Here is an 18,236-nt window from a genome sequence, read left to right as displayed (position 1 = left end):
AGGAAATAGTGTTAACATGATTTCAAAAATTAGAGCCATCCAAAAGAATGTTAAAATTTTAATTTTCTCGGCCTATGATGAAGAAAATTATGGACTTAGATATATCAACTCTGGGGCTGATGGTTATTTGAATAAACTATGTAGTGAGGAAGAATTCATTACTGCTATTACATCAATATTAACGACAGGAAAATATGTTAGTGATGGTTTGAGAGATAAAATTATTAATAATGTTATTTACAAGAAATCTACAAATCCATTAGATGCTTTATCTAACAGAGAAATGGAAGTTGCAAAGCTCTTAGTTAAAGGCGATGGTAATCATGAAATTTCACATAAATTGAACATTCAGTCATCAACGATTAGTACTTTTAAAAAAAGAATTTTTGAGAAACTTGAGATAACTAATGTTTTAGGTTTGGCGCAAATATTCAATCTTTATCAAGATTGATATTAAATTGTATGATCAAAAATAAGTTCTACGCAAGTTCCTTCTCCTTCCTTACTTCGTATCACTATCTTACCGTTAAGAATAGCTAACAATTCTAAAATGATATAATATCCATATCCTTGTTTGTCTTTTTTGTTATAATCTAAGCTATTCTTGATTGATTTGTAATATTCTAATTGTTTGTTGTTCATGCCTACACCAGTATCGTTAATAACGATATATATCTTGTTGTTTTTTACAAAAGACTTAATGTCAATGATTCCGTTGTTTGTGTTTTTAACAGCATTATCTAAAATATTATGAATTATTATTGCTAGTAATTGTTTGTTAATAGTAATAAAAACATCTTTAGAAGTTTTATTTATTATTCTTATTTTCTTTGATGCCGCTATTGGAATGAAAATTTTGATTTTTTCATCAATGAATCCCTTAAAATTATATACTTCAGTTGCTGTGGCATTTTCATTTAAACTACTCGTTTTAGAATAGATCAATAAGTTCTCTATATAGGTAGATATTTGATAGGAAGAGGTGTATATTTTTTTTAGTATTTCTTTAATATTTATGTTTTTTTTATCAAAATTTTCGTATAAATTTTCACTGGTTACTGTAAGGTACTTCATAGGTGTTTTTATGTCATGAGTTATGAATCCTATAAGTTTTTTATGATTGCTAACTTCTAAATTTAGTTCATTTTTTGTTAGCAAAAGCTCGCTGATTGTATTTCTTAATTGTGTCGTTTTTTCGGAAATTTTATCTTCTAATAATATGTTTTGTCTTTTTAAATATTTAGTTCTTAATTTTATTCCTTTTATAAAAAGAAACACTACTGCAATGATTAAAAATAATTTAAACCACCATGTTTGCCATAATGCAGGCTGAACAATCAATGTTGTTACTTTGTAATCATATTTTGAGTTAAATCCAGATAGTTTTCTTGTTATTAGTCTATACTTTCCTGGATTCAATGTTGTAAATGAAATACTTTTGTCTCTATTCAATTTTATCCACCCTTGAGTTTTTTCATCATCTAATTTGGCTTCGATATTAAGATTATAATTATTTCCAAAATAAGGAGAAACATATGTGAGGGTAATTCTGCTGAAATTTCGATTTAAAGTAATTGTGTCTAATGAGGGAATAATCTTGTTGTCAACTTTTACTTCATCTAAATATATTTTATTTGTAGGAGTTTTAGGTATTATTTCTTTCGAATTAAAAATGAGCATCCCATTTAAAGTAGGTAGGGAAATATCTCCATTTTTCAGAAACAATCCGCATGGATAGCCACCACCATTAAACTCATTGGATAAAAAGCCTGAGGTTTTGTCATAATAATGGTAGTATATTGGTCTAGTATTATCCTGTGAATATTCTAAAAGTGCTTTTTTGTTTACTTGAAATAATCCTTTATTTGTACTTATCCAAAAAAAATCTTGAGAATCTTCAACGATACAATGTGAGGTTTTTAAATAGTTTTTTTTGTCCAGAGGAAATTGAGTTACCTTATTGTTTTGATAAAGGAAAAAACCATTTTCATAAGTTGTAATCCATAATTTATCATTACTGGATTTGTATAAACTCCTAACATAACTATTTTTTAAACCATTTATTTTAATTATTTTCTTATTACTTAGGTTCATTTTAAGCAACCCCTTTGTGCAACCTAACCATAAAGAATTTTTGCCATCTTTAAGAAAAGAGGTTATAGAATATTTTGTGTTTGCAATTAATGTAGGGGTAATTAAGTTAGATTTAGAATCAGTCTTAACGTAATAAATACTTCTCAGATTATCATTTATTTGAACGCTAAACCAAATGATATCATTGTTATCTAAGTAAAGCTGCGTTATATTGTTTTTTAAATCAGTTTTAAGATAAGTTTTATAATTTGTTCTTTTTAAAAATCGATATAAAGTGTGAAGGTCTTTTTTCCAAATGTCCCCATTTTTATCTATCAGAATATTGTACTTGTTAGGAGCAATGCTTAAATCAATATTTCCTTCGAATCCTTTTTTACTAAAAATCGTGCCGTTTGCAGTCAATGTTTTGTTTGATGAAAAAGGAGTTTGAGCGTAATAAACTTCATCATTATTTTTTATACTTGATAAATTACTTTTGAAGGGTTGCTTTTTGATAATGCATAAACCTTTTGTCAAACTACCTAAATATATAATGTCTTCAATACTGTCATAGTGAATACTACAAATATTATTTCCATCGAAGTCAAAATTCTCTAGAATAAGTTTTAAACTGATTTTTTTGTCTTTTCTCTCTACTTGATATAAGTTTTTTCCAGAAGAAATAAAATTTTGTTTAGAAATGGGGCTCCAATAAACTTTAGTCTTGTCTGTGGGGTTTAGGTTAAGTGAATGTTTTTTTTTTGATACATCTATGCTATTATAATACTGGTTATTTTTTGTTAAAATGTATAGAGAATCGTTATTCATTAAAAATAAATTTTTAAACGAATAATGATGCTTTTTTTTTAAGAGTAATTGTTTTTTGTTATTGTATAAGTTTATTGTTGAATTGTTTATAAGATAGTAGTTTTTTGAACTCAACCTTATTTCGCAATAAAATTTTTGATTACTTAAATCCAAATTATTTAATATCTGGAAATCAATATTGTTTTGACCTTTTGAGTCTATTCCATCAGAGTACTTGTATTTATCAGGAATTATATCTTTAGAAATGATCTTTAGTACATTAAGATGATTAAGTAGTATGGTTTCATTTTTATTATTGTAGATAAAAATGCTGTCTTTGTTATTATTTCCTCTTGCATGATTCATCCTGTTTGATGTTATACCAGCGATATTATCTGCATTATATATTTTAAAATCGTCCCCGTCATAACGTACTAAACCACTTTCGGTTAACAACCAAATAAAACCATACTTGTCCTGAATTATGGTTTTTATACTATTCTGTGGTAGTCCATTGCTATCCGTAAACCAACTGTAGCTTTTTTGTTGTGCTTGCAGTGTGTTTGTTGCAAACGCTAATACTAATAAACAAGTGTATTTTAATATCTTCATGAGATAAAGATAGATAAATGTTTTTTTTAGAATTTACCTTGTTCCTTGTTAACTATGATACTGAATCGAAATAAACCATTATTTCTACAGATTTATCAGCTATAGTGTAGAATTAATTCTAGTTTTTATGCTATGTAAAATATAGATATGCAATATTGTTATTAAGTGTTGCGTAGAATTATATCTACAAAAAGATACAAATAACTACATACAATAAATTTAAAAAAGTTTTATAATTTTTAAAATATTGTCCACAAGTTAATTTTAAATCAGGAGGTAAGTTTGCATAATATTCAATAAGTAATACTGGTTTATCAATTTTTGATACTATTTTGATGTAAAACAGAGCTTCCCCAAGTCTATTGTTTATTAACATGCTGGTAAAGTATAATGTTTTTTATCTATTTTTTAGTTAAAATAGGTGCTAGGTCTTGTTTAATTTGGGACCTACGAGGTCTTCAAATCCTTTAGGTGTTACTATAGGGTTTTTGGAGTCTCGTAGGTGTTTTTTAATAAGGTTCATTTTTTTAAATTAAAAAAACATTGTGCGTATTGGCGAATAATTAGTTATAAAAACACAATTTTTTTGAAATTATGAAAAAAGAACTACCATTTAAAAAAAGTAAAAGCGATTCTTTGTTTCCAACGGAATTTTTTAAAAATAAATTTAAGGCTTTATTAATAATGTCCTTTATTGTTTTAGGGACTTTGCAACAGATTCAGGCGCAAGTTGTGGATACCGATGGGGATGGTGTTGTAAATTCATTAGATTTAGATGATGATAATGATGGTATTCTAGATACAGATGAGAATGATTGTTATGGAACTCCTCTAGCAATTAATTTGACTGGTGTAACTAATGCTTCAAAGAATATCTCTAATGTAATTTTAGGAACTACTACTTTTAATGGTGTTTATAACCCTCTATCTACTTCTACATGGAATATTCAACCTTTAGGAGGTAATGGAAGTTTGAGGATGGGGGTAATTAATAAATCACAATTTTTAGAGTACACTATTACTTTTGACAAACCGGTGAAGTTAAATTTGAAGCAAGCTGTTCAGAACGGCTTTTTTGATAATGGTGAAATATGGACAATAAGAGTAGTAGGGTCAACATTAAATGTAAATAGCCCTAACATAACTCATTCTTTTATAAATCAAGGAGCTGGGGGAATTGGACCTGAACTAATAAACGTTGTTGGTAATGGAACCAGTAGCACCAGTTTTATGCCCAATGTTCAAGACGGACATATTCCACCGGCTTCATCTATGTGGTCAATAACCTCTGATGATTATATTACATCGCTTACTATACGATACCAGGGAAATGTTGCTTTATTGCCTTTGCTAAATAATGCGGGACCTATTGGTTTATTTGTGACTTGTATTGCAAGAGATACTGATAAAGATGGAATTTATGATTATTTAGATTTCGATAGTGATAATGATGGTTGTTCAGATGTTTTAGAAGCGGGTCATACTGATCCAGATAATGATGGTATTTTAGGGAGTTCACCAGTGGTAGTTGATGGAAGCGGACAAGTGACTGGGCAACGAGGGTATACTGGAACGAATTCCACTGTAATAACTGCAACACAGACAACATTAAGTACCAGTCCTACCGATCAATCTATAAATATGGGTGATAATACCACTTTTACTGTTTCAGGCTTGGCGACAAGTACTACAACATTTGCTGGTGGTGTACCAAATTATGCCATTCCGCCTGCTATAAATACCTCTGCTAACGTGGTTTACCAATGGCAAGAAAATAGGAATGATGGTGCTGGTTGGAATGCTATTTCTAACGGAGGGATATATTCAGGAGCTAATACAAATACGTTAACATTAACAACCGTTCCATTTTCTCATAATGGATATGGTTATAGAGCTGTAATCACGAACACAAACAATGCATGTGTTAATATACAAACAAGCTCGGCTAATTTAAAGGTTAATCTTATTCCTTTTTCTTGTGATAAACTGTTGTTCTTAAGTCAATATGATATTTCAGGAGCAACTAGTTTGCCAGCAACGTTAAAAAATCTAGATTCTAATACAAACCCGTTTGTAATTACTAATTTTGGAGATAACAGTCATGGCATATCGTACAATGCAATTGGGTATAATCCAATTGATAATTTTATTTATGGACTTCAAACAGATACGAATAACTTGGTTAAAATTGGACAAGGAGGATTTGTACAAGTTTTAGGACCGGTTACTGGTTTACCTTTCACTTCTTATGTTTCTGGAGAAATAGATAATAATGGTAACTTTTATGTAAAAAGAGTTAATAGTAGTCAATTGTTTTATAAAATTAATGTTGTAACAAAAATGGCAACTTTAATCCCTCTTTCTTTACCGGTATCAACTTTAGATTTTGCTTATAATGTTCTTGACGGTCTGCTTTATGGTGTTCAATCTAATACTGGACAGTTAGTAACTATAAATCCTGTTAATGGAGTTGTAACTTTTATTGGTGTTACTCCAACAACTGGAGTCTTTCGTATGGGAGCAATTTATGGTAGTAGTACAGGTAATATTTTTGGGAATCATAATGATGGTACAGGTTTTTATCAATACAATCTTACTACTGGAGAGAAAACTGTAATTTCAGCATCACCTGGAGCTTCTGGTAATGATGGGGCTCACTGTGTGAATGCACCTATAACTTTCGGATCAGATTTATCAGTTACAAAAACCGATGGGGCTACATGTTATATACCAGGGACTACTGTAACTTATACTATTGTTGCAGAAAATCATGGTCCTTATGGGGTTGTAAATGCTGCTGTTTTCGACGGGATGCCAGCAGGTATTCCTCTTGCAAATATTTCCTATACCGCTGTTGAATCTCCAGGAAGCAGTAGTGCCGTTTCTGGTACTCAAACAGGTATGATTAATGATTTTGTTTCTTTGCCAGTAGATGGAACGGTGACTTACACAGTAACTGTAAATGTTCCTTTGTTTTATACTGGAGATTTAACAAACAGTGTTAATATAACAGTTCCAATTAATAATATTGATACTAATTTAAGTAATAACACCGCTACAGATACAAATAATCCTTTCCCCATAGCCAATGCAGGAACTGACTTTAGCAAAACCTGTACCGTTAACCCAACAGGTATGGCAATAGGGGCTGCAGCAGTGGCTGGAGTAACATATTCTTGGAGTCCGTCAACCGGATTATCAAGCGCTACGGTATCCAACCCGACAGCTAACCCAACAGCAACAACTACTTATACTGTAACGGCTACCGATACGGCATCAGGCTGTATGGCAACTGATGCGGTAACTGTTACCGTTGACACAACTTTACCGGTTGCTAACGCAGGAACTGACTTTACCAAAACTTGTACCGTTAACCCGACAGGTATGGCAATAGGAGATGCAACAGTGGCTGGAGTAACATATTCTTGGAGTCCTTCAACCGGATTATCAAGCGCTACGGTATCCAACCCAACGGCTAACCCGACTGTAACAACTACTTATACTGTAACGGCTACCAATACGGCATCAGGCTGTACGGCAACTGATGCGGTAACCGTTACCGTTGACACAACTTTACCGGTTGCTAACGCAGGAACTGACTTTACAAAAACCTGTACCGTTAACCCGACAGGTATGGCAATAGGGGCTGCAGCAGTGGCTGGAGTAACATATTCTTGGAGTCCGTCAACCGGATTATTAAGCGCTACGGTATCCAATCCGACAGCTAACCCAACAGTAACAACTACTTATACTGTAACGGCTACCTATACGGCATCAGGCTGTACGACAACTGATGCGGTAACCGTTACCGTTGACACAACTTTACCGATTGCTAACGCAGGAACTGACTTTACAAAAACCTGTACCGTTAACCCGACAGGTATGGCAATAGGGGCTACAGCAGTGGCTGGAGTAACATATTCTTGGAGTCCTTCAACCGGATTATCAAGCGCTACGGTATCCAACCCGACAGCTAACCCAACAGCAACAACTACTTATATTGTAACGGCTACCAATACGGCATCAGGTTGTATGGCAACCGATGCGGTAACCGTTACCGTTGACACAACTTTACCGGTTGCTAACGCAGGAATTGACTTTACCAAAACTTGTACCGTTAACCCGACAGGTATGGCAATAGGATCTGCAACAGTGGCTGGAGTAACATATTCTTGGAGTCCTTCAACCGGATTATCAAGCGCTACGGTATCTAACCCGACAGCTAACCCAACAGCAACAACTATTTATACTGTAACGGCTACCAATACGGCATCAGGCTGTACGGCAACTGACGCGGTAACCGTTACCGTTGACACAACTTTACCGGTTGCTAACGCAGGAACTGACTTTAGCAAAACTTGTACCGTTAACCCGATAGGTATGGCAATAGGATCTGCAACAGTGGCTGGAGTAACATATTCTTGGAGTCCTTCAACCGGATTATCAAGCGCTACGGTATCCAACCCGACAGCTAACCCGACTTCAACAACTACTTATACTGTAACGGCTATCAATACGGCATCAGGTTGTACGGCAACTGACGCGGTAACCGTTACCGTTGACACAACTTTACCGGTTGCCAATGCAGGAACTGACTTTACCAAAACTTGTACCGTTAACCCGACAGGTATGGCAATAGGAGATGTAACAGTGGCTGGAGTAACATATTCTTGGAGTCCTTCAACCGGATTATCAAGCGCTACGGTATCTAACCCAACGGCTAACCCAATAGTAACAACTACTTATACTGTAACGGCTACCAATACGGCATCAGGCTGTACGACAACCGATGCGGTAACTGTTACCGTTGACACAACTTTACCGGTTGCTAACGCAGGAACTGACTTTACCAAAACTTGTACCGTTAACCCGACAGGTATGGCAATAGGGGCTGCAGCAGTGGCGGGAACTACTTACTCTTGGAGTCCTTCAACCGGATTATCAAGCGCTACGGTATCCAACCCAACGGCTAACCCGACAGTAACAACTACTTATACTGTAACGGCTACCAATACGGCATCAGGCTGTACGGCAACCGATGCGGTAACTGTTACCGTTGACACAACTTTACCGGTTGCTAACGCAGGAACGGACTTTACCAAAACCTGTACCGTTAACCCGACAGGTATGGCAATAGGGGCCGCAACAGTGGCTGGAACTACTTACTCTTGGAGTCCTTCAACTGGATTATCAAGCGCTACGGTATCTAACCCAACGGCTAACCCAACAGTAACAACTACTTATACTGTAACGGCTACCAATACGGCATCAGGCTGTACGGCAACCGATGCGGTAACCGTTACCGTTGACACAACTTTACCAGTGGTTAGTATTACAGGAGTAACAGCTATATGTGTGGGATCAACTACTACACTTTCTCCAACCACAGGAGGTACATGGGGGAGTAGTGATCCAACAGTTGCTACGGTAACTAATTCAGGGGTTGTTACAGGTGTATCTGCAGGAACAGCAACATTTACCTTTACTAGTACTGCTAACGGTTGTTCATCATCGCCAACTTCAGTGATAACAATTAAGGCATTGCCAATAGTTAGCTCAACGACCACATCCGTATGTTCAGGATCAACTACCGCACTTTCTCCAACGACAGGAGGTACATGGGTAAGTAGTGATTTATCAGTTGCTACAGTAACCGATACAGGAGTTGTAACTGTTGTATCTGCTGGAATAGTAACATTTACTTTTACGGATTCAACAACAAATTGTAGTTCTTCGACTTCTTTAATTGTTTATTCCTGTTCTCTCGAAATTACCAAAGACGGCAGTTATGTGGATGCCAATGCAGATGGGATAACCAATGTAGGGGACGTGATTAACTACATCTTTGTTGTGAAAAACACAGGGAACGTAACTTTGGCCAATGTCACAGTAACGGATAACAATGCGGTAATCACAGGAGGGCCATTGGCTACATTAGCTGTTGGTGCATCAAATACTACCACATTTACGGGAGTACACACCTTGACACAATCAGAAATCAATGTCGGTAATGTTTACAATTTGGCAACAGCTACAGGAACGCCACCAAGTGGTACTCCGGTAACGGGAACTTCAACGGATCCAACGCCATGTGCAACTTGTCCGATAGACCCATCGTGTCTAACTTGTACGATCACGCCTTTGACACAAACGCCAAGTATTGCCATTACCAAAGACGGTAGTTATGTGGATGCCAATGCAGATGGAATAACCAATGTAGGAGATGTGATTAACTACACCTTTGTTGTAAAAAACACAGGGAACGTAACTTTGACCAATGTCACTGTAACGGATAACAATGCGGTAATCACAGGAGGACCATTGGCTACACTAGGGGTTGGTGCATCAGATACTACCACATTCACGGGAGTACACACTTTGACGCAGTCAGACATCAATACGGGTAATGTTTACAATTTAGCAACAGCTACAGGAACACCACCAAGTGGTACTCCGGTAACGGGAACTTCAACAGATCCGACGCCATGTGCAACTTGTCCGACAGACCCAGCTTGTCCAACTTGTACGATCACGCCTTTGGCACAAACACCAAGTATTGCCATTACCAAAGACGGCAGTTATGTGGATGCCAATGCAGATGGAATAACCAATGTAGGAGATGTGATTAACTACACCTTTGTTGTGAAAAACACAGGTAACGTAACTTTGACCAATGTCACTGTAACGGATAACAATGCGGTAATCACAGGAGGCCCATTGGCTACACTAGAGGTTGGTGCATCAAATACTACCACATTCACGGGAGTACACACCTTGACACAATCAGAAATCAATGTCGGTAATGTTTACAACTTGGCAACAGCTACAGGAACGCCACCAAGTGGTACTCCGGTAACGGGAACTTCAACGGATCCAACGCCATGTGCAACTTGTACGATAGACCCATCGTGTCCAACTTGTACGATCACGCCTTTGACACAAACGCCAAGTATTGCCATTACCAAAGACGGCAGTTATGTGGATGCTAATGCAGATGGAATAACCAATGTAGGAGATGTGATTAACTACACCTTTGTTGTAAAAAACACAGGGAACGTAACTTTGACCAATGTCACTGTAACGGATAACAATGCGGTAATCACAGGAGGACCATTGGCTACACTAGGGGTTGGTACATCAGATACTACCATATTCACGGGAGTACACACCTTGACGCAGTCAGACATCAATGCGGGTAATGTTTACAATTTGGCAACAGCTACAGGAACACCACCAAGTGGTACTCCGGTAACGGGAACTTCAACGGATCCAACGCCATGTGCGACTTGTCCGGTAGACCCAGCTTGTCCAACTTGTACGATCACGCCTTTGACACAAACACTAAGTATTACCATTACCAAAGACGGCAGTTATGTGGATGCCAATGCAGATGGAATAACCAATGTAGGGGACGTGATTAACTACATCTTTGTTGTGAAAAACACAGGGAACATAACTTTGACCAATGTCAGAGTAACGGATAACAATGCGGTAATCACAGGAGGACCATTGGCTACACTAGGGGTTGGTGCATCAGATACTACCACATGCACTGGAGTACACACCTTGACGCAGTCAGACATCAATGCGGGTAATGTTTACAACTTGGCAACAGCTACAGGAACGCCACCAAGTGGTACTCCGGTAACGGGAACTTCAAGGGATCCAACGCCATGTGCGACCTGTCCGACAGACCCAGCCTGTCCAACGTGTACCATTACACCTTTGACACAAAGACCATTAATAGCAATAATTAAGACAGCACTATTTAAGGATGATAATGGAGATGGTTTCGCACAAGCAGGTGAGAAAATTGTGTATAGTTTCGTAGTAACTAATACAGGGAATGTACCACTGACTAATATTATTGTTACAGATACTGATTTACCAGGATTAGTTATGACGGGAAGTCCAATACCGGTTTTAGGAATAGGAATGACAAATGATACAGCTTATTCCGCTACGTATGCAATTACTCAGGCTGATATTAATTTAGGAAGTGTAACGAATCAAGCAATTGCATCTGGAACAAGCCCAAATGGAACTATTGTAAAAGATCTATCAGATGATTCTAATAATTTGGATGATCAACGAACTGTAGTACCAATTTCAGGTTGTACTATCGAGGTATTTAATGCAGTATCTCCAAATGGAGATGGTCTTAATGATGTGTTTTACATCCGAGGACTGGAATGCTATCCCGACAATACAGTAGAGATTTATAATCGTTGGGGAGTCTTAGTATTCGAGCGAGATCATTATAATAATGATGATCGAGCTTTTAGAGGAGTATCTGAAGGACGTGTAACAATAAATCAATCAAAGGAATTACCAGTTGGGACTTACTACTATATATTTAAATATAAAGATAATGCTTCAAATGTACATGAGAAAGCAGGTTACTTATATGTTAACAGAAAATAGATTTAAATAAACTCTTGAGGGTGCAAACCCTCAGGATTACAACTAAAAAACATGATGAAAAAAATATTTGGATTGGTTTTCATGCTTGTAGCAAGTGCCAGTTATGCCCAACAGGATTCACAGTTTACTCAATATATGTATAACACAGTCAATATCAATCCTGCTTATGCAGGATCAAGACAATCGATGAGTATTTTTGCTTTACACAGGACACAATGGGTAGGTTTGGATGGGGCGCCAGTCACCAGTACTTTTTCTATAAATACACCAATCAATCAATCAAGCGGTCGATTGAAGGATTGTACTACTTGTCCAGAAGAAAAAACACCCTCTTCATCAATGGGATTAGGCTTAACTGTTATCAATGATAGAATAGGCCCATCAGATGAAAATAATATAGCTATTGATTTCTCGTATACGATTCATACCTCAGAAACATATAAATTATCCTTTGGATTAAAGGCTTCAGCAAATTTACTAGATATTGATTTTAGGAAATTGAATCAGTATGATAAAAATGATTATAGCTTTGATACTAACATAGATAGTAAGTTTTCACCCAATATAGGGGTTGGATTCTATTTGCATTCTGATAATACATATGTAGGATTGTCAGCTCCAAATTTGTTAGAGACAAAGCATTTCGACAGATATGCGAGTACGGGTGCCAATAGTCATGTGGCTAAAGAAAATATTCATTTATATTTAATAGCTGGTCATGTATTTGATTTAAGTGCCGATGTAAAATTCAAACCATCTGTTCTTGTAAAAGGCGTGCAAGGTGCACCATTACAAGTAGATTTATCAGGAAACTTTCTGATTAATGACAAGTTTGTTACTGGTGTTGCTTACAGATGGAGTGCAGCGGTAAGTGCCATGGTAGGTTTTCAGGCAAGTAATTCTTGGTTTATCGGCTATGGATATGATTTAGAAGCGACCAAATTATCGAACTACAATTCAGGATCTCACGAATTTTTCTTGCGCTATGAATTGTTCAATAAGTATGACAGAATAATATCACCAAGATTCTTCTAAAAAAAAAACTATGAAAATTAATAAACTCGTTTATACTGTGTTTTTGAATATCGTTATGATGCAAGGATATTCACAAAAAACAAAAATTGCCATCGCTGATAAACAATATGAACGGTATGCTTATATAGATGCTATTGCTACCTATGAACGTATAGCCGAAAAAGGATATAAGGATGAAAAGATGTTCCAAAAGCTTGGAAATGCCTATTATTTTAATGCTCAGTTAGAAAACGCAGGGCGATGGTATCTAGAGCTTTTTAGAATGAATCAGGAGCAAGAGCCAGAATACTACTACCGTTATTCACAATGTTTAAAAGCCATTGGTGATTACAGTAAGACCGATAAAATGTTAGAACAGTTCAACAAAAAATCAGGGAACGATCATAGAGCAAAACTCTTTGATAAAAACAGAAATTACCTCGAAGAAATCAAAGCGAATTCGGGTCGTTACAATGTAGTTGATGCAGGAATTAATTCAGAATTTTCCGATTACGGGAGCTCTATTTCAGGTAATAAATTAGTTTTTGCTTCGGCACGTGACACAGGAAGTGTTTCTAAGAAAGTATTCAAATGGACGAATCAATCTTTTACAAATCTGTATGTTTCTGAAATAAAAGCGGATGGCAACTTGGGTGCACCCTTAAGATTTGATAATAAAATAAACTCGAAATTTCATGAGTCTACACCAGTTTTTACTAAGGATGGTAAAACAATGTACTTTACAAGAAACAACTATTTAGATGGAAAAAAAGGGAAAGATAGCCAGCGAGTAACCTTGTTAAAACTCTATGAAGCAACTTTAGAAGATGGTAAATGGGATAATGTGACTGAATTGCCATTCAATAGTGATCAATACAGTGTTGCTCACCCAGCTTTAAGTATAGACGAAAAAATTTTATATTTTGCCTCGGATATGCCTGGGACACTTGGGCAATCGGATTTGTTTAAAGTATCTATCAGTGATAATGGTACTTACTCAAAACCTGAGAATCTAGGGAAAATAATTAATACTGAAGGAAGAGAAACTTTTCCATTTATATCTGAAGATAACGAATTATATTTTGCTAGTGATGGACGTCCAGGACTAGGAGGACTAGATGTATTTGTTGCCAAGATCGAAGACTATGGTGGTTTCAGGGAAGTCCAAAACGTAGGGTCACCTGTTAACGGCTCTAAAGATGATTTTGCCTTTTTGATAGATAAAAAAAGTAAAAGTGGTTTTTTTACATCTAATAGGGATGGAGGAATAGGATATGATGATATTTATAAATTTACTGAAACGCGTAAACTGTCCTGTGAACAAGTCTTAGCTGGAATTATCACCGATCAGGAAACTGGTCAAATTTTAGCAAATGCTAAAGTAAGTTTATTTGACGAGAAATTCCAATTGATAAAAGAAACCACTACTGATGAAAATGGGTTATACGGTTTTGCAGTAGTTTGTGGTAAAACGTATTATGTGCGGGCAGAAAAACAGGATTATGAATCTAAAGAAAGCATTATAACTATTGCTAAAGTATCTGGAAGAACAGAATTACCATTGGCATTAGAGAAACGAATTAAACCGATAGGAGTAGGGACGGATTTAGCCAAGACATTTAACATCAAGATCATTTATTTTGATTTAGATAAATCCTTCATTCGAAAAGATGCTGCTTTTGAGTTAGAGAAGATACTTGTAGTAATGAAACAATATCCTACAATGAAAATCGATGTACGTTCACATACCGACAGCCGTCAGACAGCAAATTACAATCTAGAACTATCAGATAAAAGAGCCAAAGCCACTGTTTCCTGGCTGGTAAAAAAAGGGATTGCTGCCAGCCGATTAACAGCAAAAGGCTATGGTGAAACTCAGCTTGTAAACAATTGTTCGGATAATGTGAAATGTAGTGAAGAAGAGCACCAAGCCAACAGACGGAGTGAATTTATTATTATTTCGATATAAATCCTTAAAACGTAACTTATAATTTTTTTTATAAATATGGAATTAGATAAAATATTAGTTTACGATTATCATAATTATTTTTCTAGATTATTAAAATATAAGTTTAAAAAAGATTTTGATTTTAAGGTCTTTAAGAGTTTTGATAGAATTAAAAATTTTGATGAAATAAAAAATGATTATTCAATTATTGTATTTGTAATTTATTCTGAAACTGATCTGTTTGATTTTGTCAGAATATATGGTAGAGGATTTCATATCCTTGTTGCAATTCATAATAAAGAAATATTAAAAAAGATGAAAAAGGTAAGTGATATATTTTTACTCGATATTTCCTCAACACAAAATGAAATGCTTGAAGGTATTACAAACTTTTTTTCTATGCATTCTAAAACATATATTACATAGAAGTTAATGACTAGTATAAAAAGTTAGATAAAAACAATAAACAAAACAGTAAAATTAAATAATAAATTTTGACTAGATTTTTTTTTCAACGAATATCTTTATATTTTAAAAAACCAAAAATTGAACACAGAAAACTAGTTCACTATACTTTGTTGGCGTGCATTATCTTTTTGCAAATTATAGTTGTTATAATTTGGTATAACGAAAAGGTAAATGAAACTAAGCTTTCAAAAGCTGAAGATGAGATATCATCTTCAAATATGATATCTCAATATACCAATAAGGTAAATAATTCTATTATCAATTCTCAAGAATATTTCAATAATTATATTAGTTATAAGGACGAAGTTTCGTTAGAAAAATATTCTGCCTCTTTGCAAGAAATGAGTTCCCTAATTGATAGTTTAAGCGTAGTTACAAAAGACAATAAAGAGTTTGAAAAAATATTGATCAAAAAAAATAAAACAGAAACAGATATTTTGGATTTAAAGTCTTCTATTGATTCAATAATTAATAAGCAAATTACTCCGAATCCCTATGATGTTTCAAAACTTTTTAAATTTAACAAGTTTGAGTTCAATACAATTTTAGATAATATTAAAATCAGTTCTAGTACAAAGACCGATAGTGTGCAGCGAAGAGGATTGTTTTCAAGGTTAGGTAATGCATTAGCTGGAAAACAAGATGTGCAAAAAGAGTGGTCAAATGTAATTGTTACGATGAAATATAAAGAAAAAATTACATCTGGGAGTATTGAAGAACAAATTATGAATATATTCTTAACTACTAGTAAATATTACGAAAACGAATTTAACAACTTAAAAAAATCTTTTTTTAGTTTAAGAGATAAAGACTTAAAGCTAATTGATCTTAATAATCAATTATTATACTTAAGTCAAAATGTATTACCAAATTACAGTAATTCTGTAAATATACTTCAAGCTAATAGCCAGAAGAATTTACAAGATCAATATAAATCAAATAGAATAGTTAGGAATTACACCATAGTAATCTTAATACTTTTAATGTTTATTATATCAATTGTACTTTTAAGTTTTACCCGTATGGCATTTGAGTATGAAAAAAGATTAACCACAGCTCAAAATCAAATACGACAAAGCTTGAACTTTAAAAATAGGATTATGGGTATGATAAGTCATGAAATCCGTTCACCGTTAAACATAATATCTATTTATAACAAAAAAGTAAGTGCTAGAGTTAAAGATATTGAGATGAAAGAGACTTTTAAATCAATTCAGTTTACTATAAATTCTCTACTTCTTTTGTCGAATCAAGTCTTAGAGTATTCTAAAGATGAAAATCATAAACCTAAATTAAAAAATAAAAATTTTTATTTAAAAATAGAAATAGACCAAATAATTTCCTCTATGATTTCATTGGTAGAGAGTAAAGGAAATAAAATAAGAGTAAAATCTAATTTAAATTCTGATAATGAAATATATTCAGATGCTATAAAATTGCATCAACTTTTCTACAACATAATTGGTAATGCTAATAAGTTTACAGAAAACGGACTAATATCGATTATTATCAATCTTGAGCCAATTTCTGATTATGAAGTGAATTTAAAAGTTAAAGTCCAAGATAATGGGATTGGTATTGCCGAAAATGATTTGAAAAATATATTTGAATCTTATTATCAAGGAACAGTTTCCGGAAAAGTCAATGATTTAGGTGTTGGTTTAGGGTTAAATCTGTGTAAAGAAATAATTGAATTATTTGACGGAGATATAAATGTTGTGAGTAAAGAAGATAAAGGTACTGAGGTTGTGTTTAATTTGATATTAAGTCAAGTTTAAAAATGAAAAATACGAAGGGAGTTACATTTTATTTAGTATCGACTATTAGGTATTTCTGCAAGTTAGAATAGAGTGTTTACAAATTTAATTTATAAAAAATGACATCATCAAATATTAGTTTCTTAATTGCCGATGATCATAGTGTTGTAAGACAAGGTGTTTCGCTGTTAATCAAGGAGCTTTTTTTAAATGCTATAATTTATCAGTCAGGAACTCTTAAAGACACTTCTAAGGTGTTAAAAGATACTAAGATTGATTTACTAATTTTGGATATAAATTTTCCAGATGGTAATAGTTTAAGTATTATTACTGAGGCTAAAAAGATGCAACCTGGCATTAAGATTTTAATGTTTACAGTATCTGATGAAAATATTTATGCTATGAAATATTTAAATGTTGGTGCTGCCGGCTTCTTAAATAAAGGAAGTACTGAGGAAGAAATGAAACAGGCATTAAAGAATATAATTTTATCAGGGGAATATATATCTCAAAATATTAAAGATCGGATTTTGGATTCTTATATTTTAAAAAAAGCAATTAATCCATTAGAACAATTATCCTGTAGAGAAATTGAAATTACAAAGTTATTAGTCAAAGGTTATAATACCTTAGAAATATCGGAGTTGTTACATATTAAAAAGACTACAGTTAGTACTTTTAAAAGCAGAATTTTTGAAAAGTTGGAAATTGATAAACTATCTACTTTAATTGAACTTTTTCAATTTTACTTTGAATAACAACTAGATTTTAATTACACTATCTAACTTCAATGGGGTATAAGCTATTTACATTGTGGAATAAAGTGGAAATTCTCTATTAAGAATAAGAAAAGAAAATACCAATTCTGCCGTATGGCTACGTTACAATTTCTCGTTCTATTTCAGAATGGTTTTCAAGTATCAACAATTTTCGACAAAGTTTGAAACTGGAGTATCGGTCGATATTTTTTGTATTGAATTTCATTATTTACGTTTCAACTTGATTTACTATTTGTTGGGCTATTAAAAATTTGGAGTGAATCTTACAAAAAACTTGATACTTGAAGTATTTGAATTTCGTAGAAAAATTTCTATAAAATATAGTTAGATACTTTACAAACTATTGCTTTAACT

8 protein-coding genes are annotated in these 18,236 nt (G+C 34.1%); 7 read left to right on the top strand and 1 reads right to left on the bottom strand.

Annotated features, from left to right (window positions below; translation table 11 throughout):
• Positions 1-451, top strand: a 451-nt coding sequence (locus tag FLA105534_RS16190; protein ID WP_217427707.1) for a LuxR C-terminal-related transcriptional regulator, incomplete at its 5' end; no start/stop codon positions are given.
• Between the two features lie 2 nt (positions 452-453).
• Here FLA105534_RS16190 and FLA105534_RS16185 read toward each other — a convergent pair.
• On the bottom strand, positions 454-3,492 hold the full coding sequence (locus FLA105534_RS16185) for a ligand-binding sensor domain-containing protein (protein WP_173967161.1): 3,039 nt from the start codon (positions 3,490-3,492) through the stop codon (positions 454-456).
• A gap of 594 nt (positions 3,493-4,086) precedes the next feature.
• On the opposite strand from FLA105534_RS16185, the gene FLA105534_RS16180 reads away from it, so the two are divergent.
• The 6 genes from FLA105534_RS16180 to FLA105534_RS16155 all read left to right on the top strand — a co-directional run bounded on the left by FLA105534_RS16180 (position 4,087) and on the right by FLA105534_RS16155 (position 17,861).
• Entirely contained in the window at positions 4,087-11,916 is a 7,830-nt protein-coding gene (locus tag FLA105534_RS16180) for a DUF7507 domain-containing protein (RefSeq protein WP_173967160.1), read from the top strand.
• Positions 11,917-11,967: 51 nt separating this feature from the next.
• Positions 11,968-12,951, top strand: coding sequence for a PorP/SprF family type IX secretion system membrane protein (locus FLA105534_RS16175; protein WP_173967159.1), 984 nt, complete (start codon positions 11,968-11,970; stop codon positions 12,949-12,951).
• A 10-nt stretch (positions 12,952-12,961) separates the two neighbouring features.
• On the top strand, positions 12,962-14,899 hold the full coding sequence (locus FLA105534_RS16170; protein ID WP_173967158.1) for an OmpA family protein: 1,938 nt from the start codon (positions 12,962-12,964) through the stop codon (positions 14,897-14,899).
• A gap of 36 nt (positions 14,900-14,935) precedes the next feature.
• Complete coding sequence (locus FLA105534_RS16165) at positions 14,936-15,304, top strand: hypothetical protein (protein ID WP_173967157.1); 369 nt, start codon at positions 14,936-14,938, stop codon at positions 15,302-15,304.
• Positions 15,305-15,372: 68 nt separating this feature from the next.
• The gene (locus FLA105534_RS16160) at positions 15,373-17,124 is read left to right on the top strand and encodes a sensor histidine kinase (protein ID WP_173967156.1); all 1,752 of its coding nucleotides are present in this window, start codon (positions 15,373-15,375) and stop codon (positions 17,122-17,124) included.
• Between the two features lie 98 nt (positions 17,125-17,222).
• The gene (locus tag FLA105534_RS16155) at positions 17,223-17,861 is read left to right on the top strand and encodes a response regulator (protein ID WP_173967155.1); all 639 of its coding nucleotides are present in this window, start codon (positions 17,223-17,225) and stop codon (positions 17,859-17,861) included.
• Positions 17,862-18,236 lie beyond the last annotated feature (375 nt).

Origin of the sequence: Flavobacterium collinsii, assembly GCF_902804485.1 — a bacterium.
In the GTDB taxonomy this organism is placed as follows: domain Bacteria; phylum Bacteroidota; class Bacteroidia; order Flavobacteriales; family Flavobacteriaceae; genus Flavobacterium; species Flavobacterium collinsii.
The sequence above is the reverse complement of the archived record's forward strand: the minus strand, read 5'-3'. Positions and strand labels throughout refer to the sequence as shown.

Bases quoted from the DNA above. Each gene is read 5' to 3' on its own strand.
- FLA105534_RS16165 (WP_173967157.1), top strand. From the start codon at position 14,936: ATGGAATTAGATAAAATATTAGTTTACGATTATCATAATTATTTTTCT.
- FLA105534_RS16180 (WP_173967160.1), top strand. From the start codon at position 4,087: ATGAAAAAAGAACTACCATTTAAAAAAAGTAAAAGCGATTCTTTGTTT.
- FLA105534_RS16170 (WP_173967158.1), top strand. From the start codon at position 12,962: ATGAAAATTAATAAACTCGTTTATACTGTGTTTTTGAATATCGTTATG.
- FLA105534_RS16185 (WP_173967161.1), bottom strand. From the start codon at position 3,492: ATGAAGATATTAAAATACACTTGTTTATTAGTATTAGCGTTTGCAACA.
- FLA105534_RS16155 (WP_173967155.1), top strand. From the start codon at position 17,223: ATGACATCATCAAATATTAGTTTCTTAATTGCCGATGATCATAGTGTT.
- FLA105534_RS16175 (WP_173967159.1), top strand. From the start codon at position 11,968: ATGATGAAAAAAATATTTGGATTGGTTTTCATGCTTGTAGCAAGTGCC.